This is a genomic window from Blautia intestinihominis (genome assembly GCF_040096655.1).
In the GTDB taxonomy this organism is placed as follows: domain Bacteria; phylum Bacillota; class Clostridia; order Lachnospirales; family Lachnospiraceae; genus Blautia_A; species Blautia_A intestinihominis.
Window position 1 is genome coordinate 1 of record NZ_JBBMEI010000014.1, and the last position, 16,668, is coordinate 16,668.

A 16,668-nucleotide genomic window follows, 5' to 3' on the forward strand; every position below is an offset into this window, starting at 1 on the left:
TCTGGTTGTTATCCCCCTGTATAGGGCAGGTTACCCACGCGTTACTCACCCGTCCGCCACTAGAAACAAATTAAATCGACCGAAGTTTCAATAATAGGTTTCCCGTTCGACTTGCATGTGTTAAGCACGCCGCCAGCGTTCATCCTGAGCCAGGATCAAACTCTCTGATAAAGTGTTTGATTACTCAAGACAACCAACTAGCTTAGTTATCTCTCGTCATTACTGTTATAAAAAGTTCATTCTATTGAATGATGATTCTTAAAGAATTTTCGAGAATCGTATGTGTTTCACTGTTTAGTTATCAAGGTTCTTTTGTGCTTTTCGCTCTCTTGCGACAGCTCATTTAGTTTATCACGTTCGTTTTTGTTTGTCAAGAACTTTTTTAAGTTTTTTCAAAACTTTTTTCGAACTCTTTCGTAATCTCGTTGCTCATCAGCAACTCGTTTACTTTACCACATTCATTTCTGAATGTCAAGCACTTTTTTGAAGTTTTTTAATTTCTTTTCAGAAGTTATTAACTTCAAAACGGAGAAGGAGGGATTTGAACCCTCGCGCCGGTTACCCGACCTATACCCTTAGCAGGGGCACCTCTTCGGCCTCTTGAGTACTTCTCCTGACTCCGAATTCATAATACTTTATGCAATTTGAAGTGCATTTCTTTCCGAAACGCATGGTTAATTATACATAACTCATTTTACATTGTCAACACTTTTTTTGTATTTATTTTAACTTTTTTTCATATGGTTTTTACATGGCTGCAGGGAGCAGGATTTTGAGCTCAAACCAGTTGTTTTCCTGTGCTGCCACAACGGATCCATTGTATTTTTCTACGGTGCTCTTTATACTCTTCATACCATATCCATGAAGCCGCCTGTCTTTCTTTGTCGTTACCGGCATGCCGTTTTTGAACTGGATCTTTTCGTCACAGTAATTCTCTGTACGGATGCGGACAAACTGCTTCTCTCTTGTTACATAGAGCCAGATCAACCGTTTTTGTTTTTCCTGCTGCTTTTGTGCGCTCTCAATGGCATTATCCAGCATATTACCAAATAATGCACTCACATCCATATCTTCCATAAAAGACAGCGCGCCCCCGTCTACGATAAATTTCAGTTCGATTTCTTTATTCTGACAAAGCAGCGCCTTATTCGTCAGCACAGCATCCAGGATCGGATTTCCGGTCTTGTTCTGTGTCTCGTATACTCTGATCTCACGTTCCATCTTCTCCAGATAGCTCGTGGACTTTCCTGCCTGAGCATAGGACTGCGTCTTGAGGAGGTTGATCTGGTGTTTCAGATCATGATACTTCTGATTTACCATATCGATATTTTCTTTTGATAACTGGTAATTTTTGTACTGCATCTCCATGATATTCCGAAGGGTATCTTTCTCAAAACGGATCTGTATCTCCTTAACCTGGACATGATATGCATACAGCACAGCAATTCCACTTAAATCCACAAGTGTACGGATAATAAAGATATCCATGACAAAACTTCCACTGAACAGTCCATCCTGGTCAAGATAACTCAGATTACTCATCGCAAATACAGATGTCGCAATGATGATGACCACCAGTAACTCTCTTCTTGTAATATGGATCTCTTCGAGATCTTTTTTGAGACTGAGTTCTATCAATGCCAGTATCGTAAAGATCACTGCATAGACAACTATCAGTTCCGCCCATCTCCAGAATTCTCCATGCATTCCTCTTGCATTCGTCATATAATAGTAGATCTGCCAGCACAGAGAAGCTGCAAACTCTCCGTTGATAAAAGCCTTTACGCAATAAAAGCCTGCCTCTCTGGGCGAAAAATCATTGCAGATATAAATGCCTCCCAGAATAAGCCCTACGATAACGACCATTGATGGAAGAAACAGTTCCCTCCGTACTCCATCTGTTGCTGTCATAAAAAATAAAAGGAGGGCAAACTGAACACAGCTTACTGCAGCCAGCTTCCATCTCCCGATTTTCCTTTCATTCGTACACGTGATCACAAGTACGGATAAAGCATAAGCTATGGCATAGTAATACCCTGGTGTATTTAGCACCTCTGTTGTGTTCATTTGCCCACCTCATTCAAATATTCATTTAATGCATCCAGAAACGGTTTGCGCCTGCTCCTGCTTACCTGTATGGTATCTCCATTGACGCTGACATCACTTCCCATATAATTGTCCACGTACTCCAGGTTTACCAGATAGCATCTGTTGCACCGGAAAAAGCGCTTTGCGTCCAGCTGGCCTTCCGCGTCACGGATCGTGCCTTTGGTCACAAAACTTCCCTCTGTTGTATGATAGATCAGAAGATGATCCTGTACCTCCACATAACAGATCTGTGCAATATCCAGTTTCTTTTTGCCGCCTTTCAGCGATATGGTGATAAATTCTTTTTCCTGTACTTTTACTCTGTGAAGCGCTCTCCCCATACTTTCCGAAAAAGAGAAATACGAAATAGGCTTCAGCATGTAGTCCAGAGCATTTACCTTATATCCCTGAATTGCATACTGAGGCATATTTGTTATAAATATAATGACGACATCCTTGTCCAGTTCGCGGATTTTTTCGGCGGCTTTCATTCCGTTCAGAAAAGCCATCTCAATATCCATGAGAATAAGATCGTAATCCGCAGAATAATCCGTCACGATATCTTCTCCGTCCCGAAACTCTGTGATCAGAAATTTCAGTCCGTTTTCCTTCTCGTATCGTTTCAGGTGAGTTCGTAACGCTTCCAGATCGTTCGTATCATCTTCCACTGTTGCAATACGAAGCATTTTCATCCCCCGGTCTTCTCTAATGATACTTGTAGTATAACAAGAAAAAGCACAGGAAACAATGCATTTTTTATTCCATATTTTTATTTCAGAGTAAAGGAAATAAAGTCAAAACTTCCTTTTCCTTCAAAGGTAAAGAACAGTGCTTCTCTGCTTCCAGAAACCTTAAGAGGAGCTTTAAATTCTTTGACTTCTCTGCACGGACTGACAGAAATTGATGCCACAGCTTTTCCATTCTCACTGGTACGAACATACAGAGTTCCTTCTGCGCGTCCTTTTACAGCCACACTGATCTCTTTTGTTGCCCTGAGGTCAAAATACTTAAAGCCTGCCAGGGCACCGTCGCACATATTTGCAATGTACTGATCCGGTCCGGACTCTCTGTCTTTTCCATCCTGAGTCAGATATGGACAGTCTTTCTTCGGATGCTTGATCATGCTTAAGAAACGTGTTCCCTTTTTTCCATAAAGGTTGCAGACAATATAGGACGGGTAAGTTCCTTTCCCTTCCAGCGGTCCGCCATTTAAACCGCAGGAGGTCATCTCTGCCTGATAAAATTTTCCGTCTTCGAAACAGATCTCTTCTGCCATCGCCTGACGGGAGGACTGTTTGCGGTTACTGTGTCTGTGATAGAAAACAAAATATTTTCCATTCAGCTCAATGATACTGCCATGTGTATTTCCAGTATCAAATCTTGCATGCTTCACATCCGGCACACCTTCAAGGCCCACATCACCGTTACTTACCAGAATGCCGCCATACTGGAATCCCTTTACCGGACTGTCACTTGTCGCATAGCAGAGTTCATGGCTGTTCATTGTACTGTAAATAAAGTAATATGTACCATCGAATTTACGCATGGAACTTGCCTCAAGAAAAGAATGACCCTCATAAGGTGTTCCGACAGACTCCTTTTCACCTGCAATGCCAATGTATGATGGTCCGTTCAATACGGTCAGCATATCAGAAGGATCGAGTTCAAAACACATCGGTCCATGCTCTGTTGGTTTGGAGCCATCCAGAAGGATCGGGTTTCCTGCCAGTGCAAAGCCTGTGTACAGATACAGTTTCCCGTCGTCATCCATAAAGATGCCCGGGTCAAACTGGAACGGCTCATTCTTCTTACCGATTGCAACGCCATCGCTGTATTTTACGTATCCGTAGAATTCGTATTTTCCTGCCGGCTCGTCACATACAGCTACGGATATCATCTTTGTACCACCCATAAAATAGTACAGATAAAATCTCCCATCCGATCCCTGTACCATATCTGGGGCAGCAAGGCCATTTGTCAGACGGATCCTCGGTGCCGCCGGATCCTGTTCTCTTTTATAAATACATCCTTCGTAACGCCAGTTACCCAGGTCATCTATCGGTGCGGACCAGCAGACATAATCGCCCAGACAGAAATTCAGTCCGTTGAAGATATCATGAGAACCGTAAACGTACACACGGTCTCCTACAACATGTGGTTCTGCATCCGGGACATATTCCCAGCTTGGCATGTATGGATTTACAGCCTGTTTTGTTTTCATATTTTCCCTCCAATTTCACATTTTCAATTTCACAATTCTGATTTCGTAACTCAAAATTTATAGTCTCACTTTTATCGTATCTGCATTGTATCATGATTTTCCGTATCGGATTTCTTTTGAACGTGGTTGGTTTATTTTTCTGCGTGATCTGTGTTTTCCCGAATCTGTCCCGCATATGTTGACCAGAAATAGTTTCGTTTATAACTGTCCGCGGACATCTGTGGAACAAGAATCTCCGCACTGGTGCCATCCAGAAGGTGCTGACCCACGATACATTTCGAAGGATCTTTCTGTTCAAGTACGATTGCCTTAAGACCTGTGCAGCCCGAAAAAGCATAATCCCCGATCTGCGTCACATTCTCCGGAATCACGATCGTTTCTTCGCCCTGATATGCCTCGCTGTCTCTTGCAGTCCATATCCTTGTCTCTGTAGATATATCTTCCCATGTCCTGTGAGGTTTCTCCGGAAGTTCCACATTTACAGTCCTGTCATCGCCAAGCATCGCTTTGATATCCCGGATCAGCTGCACAGTATTTACTTCTTTTCCCGCCTGATTCAGATGAAAATTGGTGTCAAAAAACCATTCCGCTTCCATCAGGCTGTTTTTCGGATTTCCTATAACCGGAAAATCCAGTTTCTGACGCAGGAACACATCATATGATTTCAGATCATCTGCGTCTTCCACTGCCAGCTCGTTTACCGGGCAATATCTGTACCAGACGGCTGCGCCTTTTTTCTCAAGACGCTCTGCCCAGACATTCATATACTCCAGAAATTCCGGCTGCACCACATCTTCTGTAAATCTTACTTTCTGGTTCACATCATAACCGCCCGGAAGTATATTCTCTCTGCACGTATCCAGATTGATATCTCCATAAGTATTAAAGGATTTTTTCTGATATACGCTGTCTGTCGGAGGATTTTTTCCCTTCCATACATAGTTCAGTTTTTCCAGAGCAAATCCCGGGAAATTTCCCAGCATCACTTCAAAATTTTCACTCTTTATATGGCGCAGCATCCCAAAAGCTCCGTCAGCAGCCTGCCACATATATTCTCCATTAAAATAATCTGAAAGCGTCTGCTCACTCTGTTCCGGGGAAAGGATCACAATATCCCCTTCACGAATATACGCTTCGGAAAGATCCATGACCGCCTTCGTCCCAAGTCCTGCATACATGCCAAAGTTGACAACCTCATACGAAGGAAAAATTTCGTCGATCATCTCGCTGTCACAGTCAAAAGCAACGCCGCTGCCGCCAACAAGTACGATTCTCTGTCCCGGAGTTTCCTTTAATCTCTCATATTTACTTTTCAGTTCTCCCATAAACGTATCCCCATACTGTGCAGGCAGTCCAAACCCACAGATCAGGAAAAAAATCTGCTCCACCAGAAGCACTGCCAGCGCAATTATGACAACACGTCTTACTGTTTTTTTATCCATATTTAAAACCTGAAATAAATAAATGCATTTTCACCGCCGGATGCCATCATGCCAAGCCATGAAAATTCAATTACAGTCACTATCACAACAAAACCTGCTGCCGCCAGGCAAAGTCCCTTCCTGGTCTGGCAGTACTTATCAATTTCCTCGGAAATCCGTTCCAGAAGCACCCAGGTAATTCCTGTCGCAAGCAGCCGCAGAATCGCCAGGCCCTGAATGCCAAGAAAACTCATCGTCTCCGAGATTCCACTGCCCAGTGGATTCACAAACGGCTGCAACAAAATCTGCCACGCACCGAAAAGCGAAGGCGCCCGGAAAAACACCCAGGCAATATTCACAAGAAGCATCGTCATAACCCATCCAGCCGCCGGATGCAGAATCCTCTTTTTATCTTTCCTTATCCGCGAGAAGCACATAGCCACAACCATATAGATTCCATGGATCAGTCCCCACACAACAAAATTCCAGGACGCGCCATGCCAGAATCCACTCAACAAGAAAACGATCAGCACATTCCGGCATCTCTTCGCAAATCCTCTGCGGTTTCCTCCAAGTGGAATATATACATAATCCGTAAACCAGCGCGTCAGACTGATGTGCCATCTTTTCCAGAAATCCTGTATGCTTACTGCACGGTAAGGATGCCTGAAATTTTCCATAAGCCGTATCCCCATCATACGTGCCGCACCTCTTGCAATATCTGTATATCCGGAAAAATCACAATAAATCTGAACGGCAAAAAACACGGTTCCCAGAACCGCACCAATCCCACCGGCATCCTGCGGTGCAGCATACACTCTGTCAACATACACAGCCAGATAATCTGCCACGACAACTTTTTTGTAAAATCCCCGGAGCATCAGCCAGAAACCATTCAGCAGATCTACCCGGCTCCTTGTATGTTTTTCCTTCAGCTGTCCGAGGAGATTCCCCGCCCTCTCGATCGGGCCTGCCACCAGCTGTGGAAAGAATGAAACAAACAGAGCATAACTTGCAGGATTTTTTTCCGCAGAAATCTCGCCCCGATATACATCGATCACGTATGCCATTGTCTGGAAAGTATAAAATGAGATTCCCACTGGCGGGACCGAATATTTCAGTCCGGTCAGAAGTCCCAGGCACACAGCCACAGCAAAAATCAGCCAGGTTCTTCTGTGTCTGCCTTTTTCGATAGCAATTCCCGCCAGATAAGTAACCGCCGTTGTAAGCAGAAGCAGCCCTCCCGCCCAGGAACTTTCCCGTATATAGAAAAAGTAACTCACTGCCAGCAGAAAAAGTTCTCTGTGTTTCCACGGAATCTTCCAGTACAGGAGCACCACCACTGGAAAAAGGAAAACAAATGTCAGCGATATAAAATTCATTTTTTCTCCTCCTTCGCAAGCTGTTCTTTCAGATCATGGATCACTTTTTCGGTCCGGATCTGCGCCCCTTCTGTAGATAAATGATTATCTGTCCCATACAGATAGATTCCTGTATATAAAGAATCCTCAAGTTCAGAAATAACAGGAACATGCAGCTGACTCTTAAAATATTCATGCAGGCGGGCTCTTTCCTCCTGCGTGCTGTCTTTTGAAAGTGCATATTTATTTCTGGGTGAATAGGTAAAATAAACTTTTATTCCCTGATCCATAAATTTCTGAAACTCTGCATTCGCAGAATCGATATACGTTTCTTTCGGAAAGGCGTTTACTGTATAATTTACCGGAAGTCCGTAAATCGGTTTTTCACTCGTGGAATTCGGGCGATATACGACATAATCCCCATACTCATTGTAACTTGGTTCCTCCACTTCATTTCCATCCTCATCATAATCTGAAGCACAGACATCGTAATTTTTTCGTTCCATATCCTGTCTTGCTGTCTGGTATGCAGAAAAAGCTGTAAAGACCTGTGCATATTCCCTGAGGTCTAAATCGGCAAATGCATCATAATTGGATTCCATCATGGCAAATGTCGCATAATCCAGTTCCTTCTGATAACAGAACTGCCTGTTTGCCGCATCAAATTCCGGAGAGTCCAGAAGAATATCTCCCTCCTTCATGCAGGACCGGATCAGTTCAAGCTGCGGAAGTGCCGGTGAGTAAGCAAAAACTCCCATATTGACCACCTCATAATCAGGAAAAGCCTGATCGAGCATCGCACTGTCGTATCCAAATCTCGTCGAAGAACCGGAAAACAGGACAATCTTCTTTTTGTCCTTCAGACTCAACAGACGATCGTATTTATCCTGAAAGGTATCGAAATAATTTCCACTGTAAGCTGGAGCCTCGATCGAATTGATATGCAGGGTACGAAGCATATCGCAGTCCTGAAATGCATAATCGCTGATTTTCTCCAGATCATCGTAGATATACAGCTGTTCCAGTCGACTGTTCCTGAATGCCCACTTTTCAACTTCATGAATCCCAGGTGAAAGGATCACGGTTTTGCACTCTGTGTCTGCAAAAGCCTGTTCCCGGATGGTTCGCACTGGAAAACCCCCAAGGCTGGACGGAACGCAGATCTGCTGTGCCTTTCCGATATAGCTGGTTATGACTGCAAAGCCTGACACTTTTTTGTATACAAAATCTGCCTCGCCTGTCCAGGGAATCCATTGTGCATACAGCACAAGTCCTTCTTTCCATTCGGTCCGGCTTCCGAGCCCCACTGCCTGTCCGGTTCCATCGGCTCTGGTATTCCATCCAAGCAGTGTGTATCCATCTCTGGCAAAAAGATCCGTTCCGGTCGAAGTATTGATCCGCTGATGTGTACCGCGGTAACAGATACTTACTCTGTCTGAATCTCCTGAAATGTTTTGTCCGCCATTGGCATCATAGACAATCTCATATTTTCCTTTTTCGGCCTGAATGCAGATACTCTCTGAATAATTTACTTCATGCAAAACAAGATTTACTGTTTTTCCATCATCCTCTTTTGTTATTTCGGTCTCGCCATGATAATCTGTGCCAAGAAACTGCCAGTTATCATCCAGCGTGATCGTAAAGCTCACATCACTTCCAGATTTTATTGTTCTGGCAGGATCTGTTACATGGTAGCCTTCTCCGGCTTCCAGAACGATATGACAGAGATTTTCTTTCTCCGTGTTTTTCTGACCGCATCCGGACAGTCCTGCTATCAGCAGAAGAAGGAATATCCCAGATGCCATTTTCAATTTTCTTTTGCGCATGAATCAAATTCCTCCTTCCATTTCTGACTTAAACTGACTGGCGGTCTTCCGGCATATTCAAGGCACAGTTTCACACTTACTAACCTTATATATACCAGAAGACCGCCTCATTGTAACAGCCCTTTTAGGCTCTTTATTTATTTGTTTTTTCTCGCTGCAATTGCTTTCTGCTCTTCCGTCAGATCCTTCTCTATTGTAAAGAAGAAGATCAGAACTGCACAGATCACATAAGCAATTGTCTCTACCCAGATATATCCGACAGAGATTGCTGTCTGTGCTGCAGCTGTCTGTGCCGCAGTACCAAGTGCGATATCTGCTGCCTGGTCATATCCACTGGCATTTAAGATCGCACTGAAAATAGAGTTGCATACAGGAGTTGCAGCTACCATGATGGAGCTGTAGATAGACATTGTCAGTCCATCTGTACGGATTCCGGATTTGTATTCGATATGGTCGATAACATCCGCAAGCATTGCAAGGATCATGTAGCATGCCGGAGCGGATCCGAGACATTTAAGCGCGACGCCAATTGCTACAGGAACGATCTGTCCGTTACCCATAATAGCGATTACACCGCCGACAGATCCCAGAAGCATGCCGACCATACATACGATACGTTTTCCAAATTTGTTGCAGAGAGGTACGATCACCACTGCTGCCACAGCCATCGGAACCGCACCCATGATGCTCAGGAGTGACTGTGAAGCGCCCCATGCATCTGCTGTACCGAAGAAAGTATTGTCCATTACCCACTTACAGAAATAAGTCATTGAGCCATTTTTCATCGCGCCGCTCCACTGGAATCCCATGTAGAACAGCATAACGATCCACCACATTTTTTCACTGGCAACTGCAGAAAGCTGTTCTTTCAGAGAAGCAGTTTTAACCTTTGCTTCCTCTGTTGCTCCCTCAGACATCTGTTCTTCTGTTACACGCTCACGTGTAAACTTGAACTGTAAGAAGATCGTCAGTGCAGAGAAAATGGCGATCGCAGTCATAGCTACAAACCACAAATGCTGATTTTCTTTCAGGGCGAAAGAAACCAGGATCGGAAATACCATGGAACCTGCACCCATAACGGCAAGTCCTGCCACATTGGTAAAGGAAGCCAGGGCTCCTCGCTGCTTACTGTCTCTTGTAGATACAGGGATCAGTGTGGAGTTTGCTGTATTATAGATCGGATAAGCGACTGCATAAAACAGGTTGTACGCGATCGCGATCCATACCATCTTGGCAGTTCCCTCAAAAGGAACTACAAACATCAGAACAGAGGCAATAGACAGGGTCAGTGCGGACAGAAGGATCCACGGTCTTGCCTTTCCTGCCATTGTTCTCGTGCGTTCAATAAGCTGACCTACGATCAGGTTTGCCGCCACGATCAGGATGGTCGAAAACAGCTGTAAGGTTGTCAGAAATGTCAGGTTCAGTTTCAGGACATCTGTAAAATAGTTCTGAAGGATACTGGTAAAGATACCGGAAGCCAGAAGTGCTCCGAACGGTCCGATAAAATATCCGATCAACATCTCCGGAAGTTTTACATCATCTGATTTGATCCTGGAACCGGTCAGGGGACCGTTCCAGAAATCTTTCTTTGTCTTGCTCATAAAATCAATCCTTTACTACTTTGAAGAAGGAAGAAATAATTGTACATATCAGAGCAGCCGCGCACACGATCATTCCAATGATTGCACCCTTTAAATCCGCCATATTCTGAGCGTTGTTCTCAAAAGTCATGATCGATCCGATCGCAGCGATCCTGCTGCTGATAAACTGAATCAGTGCATATGCTGTCAGTACACCACACGCTACTGGAAGGATATCCAGAACCGGTTTTGCTCCCATTCTCATAGAAGCTGCGATCATAACGATCTCAAGGATCGCAGCTGCAGCCAGGCAGGCTACAACCGCATTGTTAACGCCACTGTTTATAAAATAATTTGTTTTGCAGTTCATCATGTACAGAACCAGTCCTGCAACAGTCACAAGAGCAGTGATTACACTTAAGACCAGTCCTGCGCCCATTTTTTTCTTTTCAGCCATAGTTTCGTTTTCCTCCTTACTGCTCTTTCTTTTTCAGTCCAAGCAGATACATTGCTGCACAGAGTACAGTCAGTACACCGAATCCAACGCGAAGACCTGTGATCAGGTTATCGTACCATGTATTCAGTTTTTCAATATGTGTAGTAGTTGCCATGCCATCCATTGCATTGGAATTTGCAAGTGCATAGTTCTGATACAGCATTGCCTGTTTCAGGTCTGTCAGAAGTTCTTCACTCTTGCTTGCATTCTCTACACTCCAGTATGGCCATACTGCTTCTACTGCTGCCATTGTGTTATCACCGGTGTTACATGTCATGGTTACACCATTATGTACTGCCATGCGGATCTTTGTATAAGTCGGATCCTGAATGAAGTCCTCAGACATCAGACCCTTGAATCCCCATTCTTTACGAACGATGTTCAGAAGCAGTCCGGTATGTGCATTACTTGTCACACAGCCGACACGGTTGTATGCAGTCATTACAGCAAGCGCATTTGCATCTTCGATACAGGACTGTACACCACGCAGTTCATTTTCACGGGCAGCCTGCTCTGTCATAAACTCGGCAATACCTGTACGGTTGATTTCAGTGTCATTGAATGCCAGATGTTTCGGTGCGATCAGTACGCCATATTCATGTCCGGCTTCGATGATTGCTGCACCCTGACCAGCTGTCAGAACTGCATCTTCAGAGAAGTACTCGTGGTTACGTGCATTGTAAGGTGTACGATGAAGGTTTGTTCCAACGCCCCACCAGATTGCTGTGTTTGCCCACAGAGAATAGTTACCGATTACTTTGCCCCATTCTTCTGCCAGCTGTTTGCTGAATGTCTGACCAATTACAGTTTCAACTGCCATAACACCCATTTTGTAATCACGGTTCGGATCATCCTCTGCGATCACGCATGGATCTCCTGTGGAATCGTCTGAGTTTGCATACTGTCCCAGCGGATAGGAGTTGAATCCGTTCGGTCCGTCGTTCTGGATAGCTTCCGGAGAAGTGATAGATTCGATCGTTTTTGTACTGGTTCCGCCAAGTCCTGTACGAATCAGGCATTCTTCCAGAGTGATCTGATCCATCAGATCATCCCATCTTTCATCTGTAATATCGTCTACTCCTTTGAGGTTAGCCAGAGTCATTCCATTGTCTGCACCAAAGGTTACAGAAGACGGATCTCCGTTTGCTTCGATATCACTGTAGTCATCAGCCATAGTACTGATCATTTCGTTTGTAGCTGTCAGGTCTTTGTATGTTTCCGGCCAGGTTCCTTCCCAGTCATTTCTGCTGAGATAAGTAACTGTGTCTTCCATCCAGTTGTTCAGATCTGCATCCTGGAGCTGATTTTCTACTGGTGTACCATTTAAGGTTACAGCGAAGGAAGAAGAATCAAAATCGCCAAGTTCCCATGTCTGTACGTTGTCTTTATTTCCGTCAACTTTCTGATCCTGTGCGGCAAGGACATTGTTTACAGCCTCATGTGCACCGTTTCCAACAGTGAAGTAATAAGTTCCGTTGTCCAGGATCCAGTTACCGGTTGTACCTGCTTCGTTATCACAGGTGCTGTCCCAGCTTGCCATATCCTGTGCATCTGCTGTGATGGTAACAGTCTGGCTTTCTCCTGGCTCGATCATATCTGTTTTTTCATAATCCAGAAGCTGAACTGCTGATTTTTCTACTTTGTTCTCTATGTCATAGTCTGTATAAGGAACAGAAGTATAAAGCTGTACAACATCTTTACCTGCAACATCACCGGTATTCTTAACCTCTACCTCAGCAGTTACCGTTCTGTTCTCAAGGTCTACATCTACACTCTTGAGAGTCTGTTCGAAGGTTGTATAGGAAAGACCATATCCAAATGGATAAGATACTTCATTATCATAATCCCATGCTTTTCCTGTAGAACTTCCTACGGTTGCATCTGCATTTCCCTGTCCAAGTACAGTGTCTGCATATCTGGTTTCGTAATATTTATATCCTGTATAAATACCTTCTGCTTCAACTTCTTCTGCATTGATATTTACAGTCGGATCTGCATTGATCCACTCATAATTTCCGAAGTTCTGTGCTGCCGGTGAGTTGGCATTTGTTACAGCATAGGTATCTGTCAGATGACCGGACGGGTTTGCCTCTCCAGAAAGAATATCTGCAACACCATAGAAACCATAGCCTCCCGGAAGACCTACTTCCAGGATAGCGTCTACGCCGTCATTGTTTTTGATCTCATCAATCTCCATTGCGTTTGCATTGTTCAGCATAACGATGACTTTACCGCCGTTGCTTTCTTTTGCTTCAACTGCAGCATTGATCAGGTCACGCTCATCATCACTTAATCCAAGCGGATCGGTCTGGTTCAGATCCTGAGATGCATCTACGCCGTCCACACCCGGAAGGTAAGTTCCGTTCTCTGTAGAGGAACGTCCGATCGTTACCAGCATGACATTGTAATCATCCATAGATTCTTTCCACTGGCTGTCTACACTGTCCATTGTTTCCTGTGAAGGCTCTTTGCTTGCAAATACGCCGTCTGTTGCAGGTGCTGTAATGTGGTAGTATTCTACGATATTTCCCCACATATTAACCTCTGTCTTGAACTCTGATTCCAGACTCTTGTACAGATTCTGAAGGTCTTCATTGATGCTGAATCCTTTTGCAGCTAATGCTTCAACAAAGTCTACAGTATCTGCATCTGTTCCTTCATTTTCAGTCAAGGAACTTCCCATGTCACCGCCCTGTATCGGATAGTAGCTGGAAAATCCAAGAAGGGACAGCTTCTGTGTCTCATCTTTTGACAGCGGAAGTGCATTATTCTCGTTCTTTAACAGAACAGTTCCTTCCTCACTCATACGTTCTCCGAGATCCTCGATGGACTCCAGAAGTTCTGTAGTGCTGGAATAGTCAGACTTATATGTATACAGATCCTCGTCTGTACTGTCTGTTACCATAGCACTGCTCTTGGTTCCAAGAAATTTGTCGATGTCTGTACGATAGCTGTCTACTACAGGTCCTGCCGCAACAGAAACGGTCAGAAGAGACGCTGTAAGAGTAGTCATACCACGCCAGATATTTTTTCTGCTCATGATTTTATCTCCTTTCTTTCCCTGAAATATGGGTAAGCCTCATCGCTCAAGTGCTTCCATAATTTCCATGACCTAAATTTAACATAAATCCCAAAAACGCTCCCATTTTTTTCGCAGACTGCACTTTTTCAGCCGTAAATGGGAGCGTTTTTTTATTGAATTTTCACAAGCAAAATTTTTCAAGGAATCTTGCACAAATTGTGATATTTGTTTTTGTCTATATTGCCTATATGATAATTTATTTCTGTGTTGTTACCGGAATCTCACATGTATATGTTTTTTCTTCATCAGAGACCGTGATCTTCACGGATCCGCTTTCTCCGGCACGGACTACAGCCATCGCCTCACCATAATAAGTATCGACGGTATCCTGTGCATAGTTACCTTCCACATAGGAGCAGGCACTTCCCAGACCTTCAAGCGTAGCATTCTCTACTGTAACTTTCAGGTGATGTTTTTCCATCGGTTTCCAGATTCCGTTAAAGTCTCCGTACTGCAATGGAACAAACAGCAATCTGCCCGCTTCCACAGTTTCCTGTTCCGGTTTGATATGAAGCATGGTTTCTTTATTTGCTGTCATCAGTGTCTGGCGGTTGATCTCACGTCCGTTCTTATCATAGGAAACTGCTGTAATCTCGCCATCCTCATATGGAATGTGGAATTTAGTCCTGCATTTTTTTACTTTGCCACGTGCAGCTTTCTTTCCATTGACCAGAAGCTCCACCTCTGCTGCCCTTGCAAAAACTTCTACTTCAGCTTTTTCTCCGGCACATCCTCGCCATGACCAGCTCTCCAGTGCTTTGGTCAGAGCCCATCCTGTCAGGTTCAGGTTTTCTTTCTGATAAACAGGTTTCACGGCGATAAACGGACCTGTTTCCCGTTCAAAAGCAACTCTTGTGTAAGCTGCCTCTGCACGCGGCTTTCCAAGAAGGTCGATTCTTCCGTTATTTCCAGTCATTCTTGTATGCGGCATCTTGCCTTTGTATTCTTCGTATTCAGCTGCACCGTCTCCGGTCTCTCCGATATATTCCCATCCTGACCAGACAAAATCTCCCAGGATCCGCTTATTCTTCTTGGCAATTTCCCAGAAACTGTATGCATCCTTGCAGAAAGTCTCTGTACCGAGGATCAGACGTTTCGGGTATTTCTTCAGGTCATGTTTGTAGCGGAAAAGTCCGTAGTTGTATCCTGCGATATCCATGTTCGCATATGCATCCTTTGTTTTCCAGTCACATGGCGGGAGGGTCGCACCGATCTTCATGAAGTAATCTCCGACCAGACAGGCAAGGGTATTATAAAATTCACTTCCTACTGGTTTCTTCTTCTCTTTTTTCTCTGCTTCCTGCTTTGCAGACTGGGCGCTTTTTTCTGCCTTATCATCACTGTAAACGCCCATTCCCATAGAACTTAAGAAGTTAAAGAAAATGTTGATCCCGCAGGTTACTGGTCTGTGCGGATCCAGTTTATGAAGGTAAGAAGTCATTCTGCCGGTGAGTTCGATTCCTTTTTTCTGTGCAGTCTCTGCAACTTCATTTCCCGTAGAATACATGATAACAGACGGATGGTTGTAATCTTTCTCCACCATATCCTTGAGGTCCTGCTGCCACCATTTCGCAAGGTAATTCACATAATCATATTTTGTCTTATGGATATACCAGACATCGACATATTCATCCATCACCAGCATTCCCAGACGGTCGCAGGCATCCAGCATATCCTTAGAACATGGATAATGAGACGAACGGATCGCATTATAGCCATTCTCTTTGAGGATACGGATTCTGCGCTCCTCTGCCTCCGGATACGTGCAGGCACCCAGCACACCATTATCGTGATGCACACAGGCACCACGGAGGATTTCTCTCTTACCATTGATCGTAAGGCCTTTTTCCGGGCTCCATTCAAGAAGTCGGATTCCAAATGTTTCCTCTACAACATCTTCTCCAAATGTTGCACGCAGAGTATAAAGATTTGGATGCTTACAGTCCCAGAGTTTTGCGTTCGGGATCTCCATACGGAAAACCGACGGGTGTCCATCATTTTCTATTTCTTTTGTAAGAACATTTTGCTCTTTGTTCAGGATTTCAACTTTCACCATTCCCGGGCAGGAAGTCTTGATTTCTACTTCGATCACTGCCGGGGCATAGCTTACTGTATGGATCTTGATTCCATTGACCGGAATGTACTTCTTATCGCCTGTCCAAAGATATACCGGACGATAGATGCCGGTTCCGGAGTACCAGCGGCTGTTTGGCTGATCAGAATTTCGTGCGATCACACGGATCTCATTCTGTGCCTCATATTTCAGAAGCCCTTCTGTATCTACATAAAAATTTGTATAACCATACGGTCTGTATGCTGCTTTTGTTCCATTAATATAAACTTCCGCATTGTGATAAACACTCTCGAATTCAATGAGAACTTTTTTGCCGCTGTACTCTGATGGCACAAAAACATGTTTCGTATATTCGTAATCGCCGCCCAGATACCAGCCGGAGTTTCCCTCACTGACACTTTCCTCAGTACGCGGCTCACTCCGCATCGCATCATGCGGAAGTGTCACAGAATACGGTTCCTCATCTCTGGTAAGGCATCTGCATGTCCAATTTCTGTTAAAATCTATTTTTTTCAT

At 44.3% G+C, this 16,668-nt stretch carries 10 protein-coding genes, 1 tRNA gene and 1 rRNA gene; all 12 read right to left on the minus strand.

Features of this window, described 5'->3' with window-relative positions:
- Positions 1 to 171 (minus strand): 16S ribosomal RNA (locus WMO75_RS06120); the annotation flags it as partial.
- Between the two features lie 355 nt (positions 172 to 526).
- Positions 527 to 614 (minus strand) — tRNA-Ser (locus WMO75_RS06125).
- A 133-nt stretch (positions 615 to 747) separates the two neighbouring features.
- Positions 748 to 2,067: an ATP-binding protein gene (locus WMO75_RS06130; RefSeq protein ID WP_118252520.1), complete on the minus strand. Its 1,320-nt coding sequence runs from the start codon at positions 2,065 to 2,067 to the stop codon at positions 748 to 750.
- Positions 2,064 to 2,774 (minus strand): LytR/AlgR family response regulator transcription factor, encoded by a 711-nt coding sequence (locus tag WMO75_RS06135; protein WP_330427633.1) that lies wholly within the window; start codon positions 2,772 to 2,774, stop codon positions 2,064 to 2,066. Before WMO75_RS06135 ends, WMO75_RS06130 begins: the two co-directional genes overlap by 4 nt.
- 83 nt (positions 2,775 to 2,857) lie before the next feature.
- The gene (locus WMO75_RS06140; RefSeq protein ID WP_118252518.1) at positions 2,858 to 4,309 is read right to left on the minus strand and encodes a family 43 glycosylhydrolase; all 1,452 of its coding nucleotides are present in this window, start codon (positions 4,307 to 4,309) and stop codon (positions 2,858 to 2,860) included.
- A gap of 131 nt (positions 4,310 to 4,440) precedes the next feature.
- Positions 4,441 to 5,751 carry a leucine-rich repeat domain-containing protein gene (locus WMO75_RS06145; RefSeq protein WP_349077760.1) on the minus strand — a complete coding sequence of 437 codons (1,311 nt, stop codon included), beginning with the start codon at positions 5,749 to 5,751 and terminating at the stop codon, positions 4,441 to 4,443.
- A 2-nt stretch (positions 5,752 to 5,753) separates the two neighbouring features.
- Positions 5,754 to 7,112, minus strand: coding sequence for an MBOAT family O-acyltransferase (locus WMO75_RS06150; RefSeq protein WP_349077761.1), 1,359 nt, complete (start codon positions 7,110 to 7,112; stop codon positions 5,754 to 5,756).
- Positions 7,109 to 8,917, minus strand: coding sequence for a leucine-rich repeat protein (locus WMO75_RS06155; RefSeq protein WP_227222107.1), 1,809 nt, complete (start codon positions 8,915 to 8,917; stop codon positions 7,109 to 7,111). Before WMO75_RS06155 ends, WMO75_RS06150 begins: the two co-directional genes overlap by 4 nt.
- A 137-nt stretch (positions 8,918 to 9,054) precedes the next feature.
- Positions 9,055 to 10,521, minus strand: coding sequence for an MFS transporter (locus WMO75_RS06160; RefSeq protein ID WP_349077762.1), 1,467 nt, complete (start codon positions 10,519 to 10,521; stop codon positions 9,055 to 9,057).
- 4 nt (positions 10,522 to 10,525) lie between these two features.
- Positions 10,526 to 10,957 carry a hypothetical protein gene (locus tag WMO75_RS06165; protein ID WP_349077764.1) on the minus strand — a complete coding sequence of 144 codons (432 nt, stop codon included), beginning with the start codon at positions 10,955 to 10,957 and terminating at the stop codon, positions 10,526 to 10,528.
- Positions 10,958 to 10,973: 16 nt separating this feature from the next.
- Positions 10,974 to 14,036 (minus strand): glycoside hydrolase family 3 C-terminal domain-containing protein, encoded by a 3,063-nt coding sequence (locus tag WMO75_RS06170; RefSeq protein ID WP_349077765.1) that lies wholly within the window; start codon positions 14,034 to 14,036, stop codon positions 10,974 to 10,976.
- 238 nt (positions 14,037 to 14,274) lie between these two features.
- Positions 14,275 to 16,668: a glycoside hydrolase family 2 TIM barrel-domain containing protein gene (locus WMO75_RS06175; protein WP_349077767.1), complete on the minus strand. Its 2,394-nt coding sequence runs from the start codon at positions 16,666 to 16,668 to the stop codon at positions 14,275 to 14,277.

Excerpts from the sequence above, each read along its gene's own strand:
- WMO75_RS06135 (WP_330427633.1), bottom strand. The coding sequence starts at position 2,774 with ATGCTTCGTATTGCAACAGTGGAAGATGATACGAACGATCTGGAAGCG.
- WMO75_RS06165 (WP_349077764.1), bottom strand. The coding sequence starts at position 10,957 with ATGGCTGAAAAGAAAAAAATGGGCGCAGGACTGGTCTTAAGTGTAATC.
- WMO75_RS06130 (WP_118252520.1), bottom strand. The coding sequence starts at position 2,067 with ATGAACACAACAGAGGTGCTAAATACACCAGGGTATTACTATGCCATA.
- WMO75_RS06155 (WP_227222107.1), bottom strand. The coding sequence starts at position 8,917 with ATGCGCAAAAGAAAATTGAAAATGGCATCTGGGATATTCCTTCTTCTG.
- WMO75_RS06150 (WP_349077761.1), bottom strand. The coding sequence starts at position 7,112 with ATGAATTTTATATCGCTGACATTTGTTTTCCTTTTTCCAGTGGTGGTG.
- WMO75_RS06175 (WP_349077767.1), bottom strand. The coding sequence starts at position 16,668 with ATGAAAAAAATAGATTTTAACAGAAATTGGACATGCAGATGCCTTACC.
- WMO75_RS06160 (WP_349077762.1), bottom strand. The coding sequence starts at position 10,521 with ATGAGCAAGACAAAGAAAGATTTCTGGAACGGTCCCCTGACCGGTTCC.
- WMO75_RS06170 (WP_349077765.1), bottom strand. The coding sequence starts at position 14,036 with ATGAGCAGAAAAAATATCTGGCGTGGTATGACTACTCTTACAGCGTCT.
- WMO75_RS06145 (WP_349077760.1), bottom strand. The coding sequence starts at position 5,751 with ATGGATAAAAAAACAGTAAGACGTGTTGTCATAATTGCGCTGGCAGTG.
- WMO75_RS06140 (WP_118252518.1), bottom strand. The coding sequence starts at position 4,309 with ATGAAAACAAAACAGGCTGTAAATCCATACATGCCAAGCTGGGAATAT.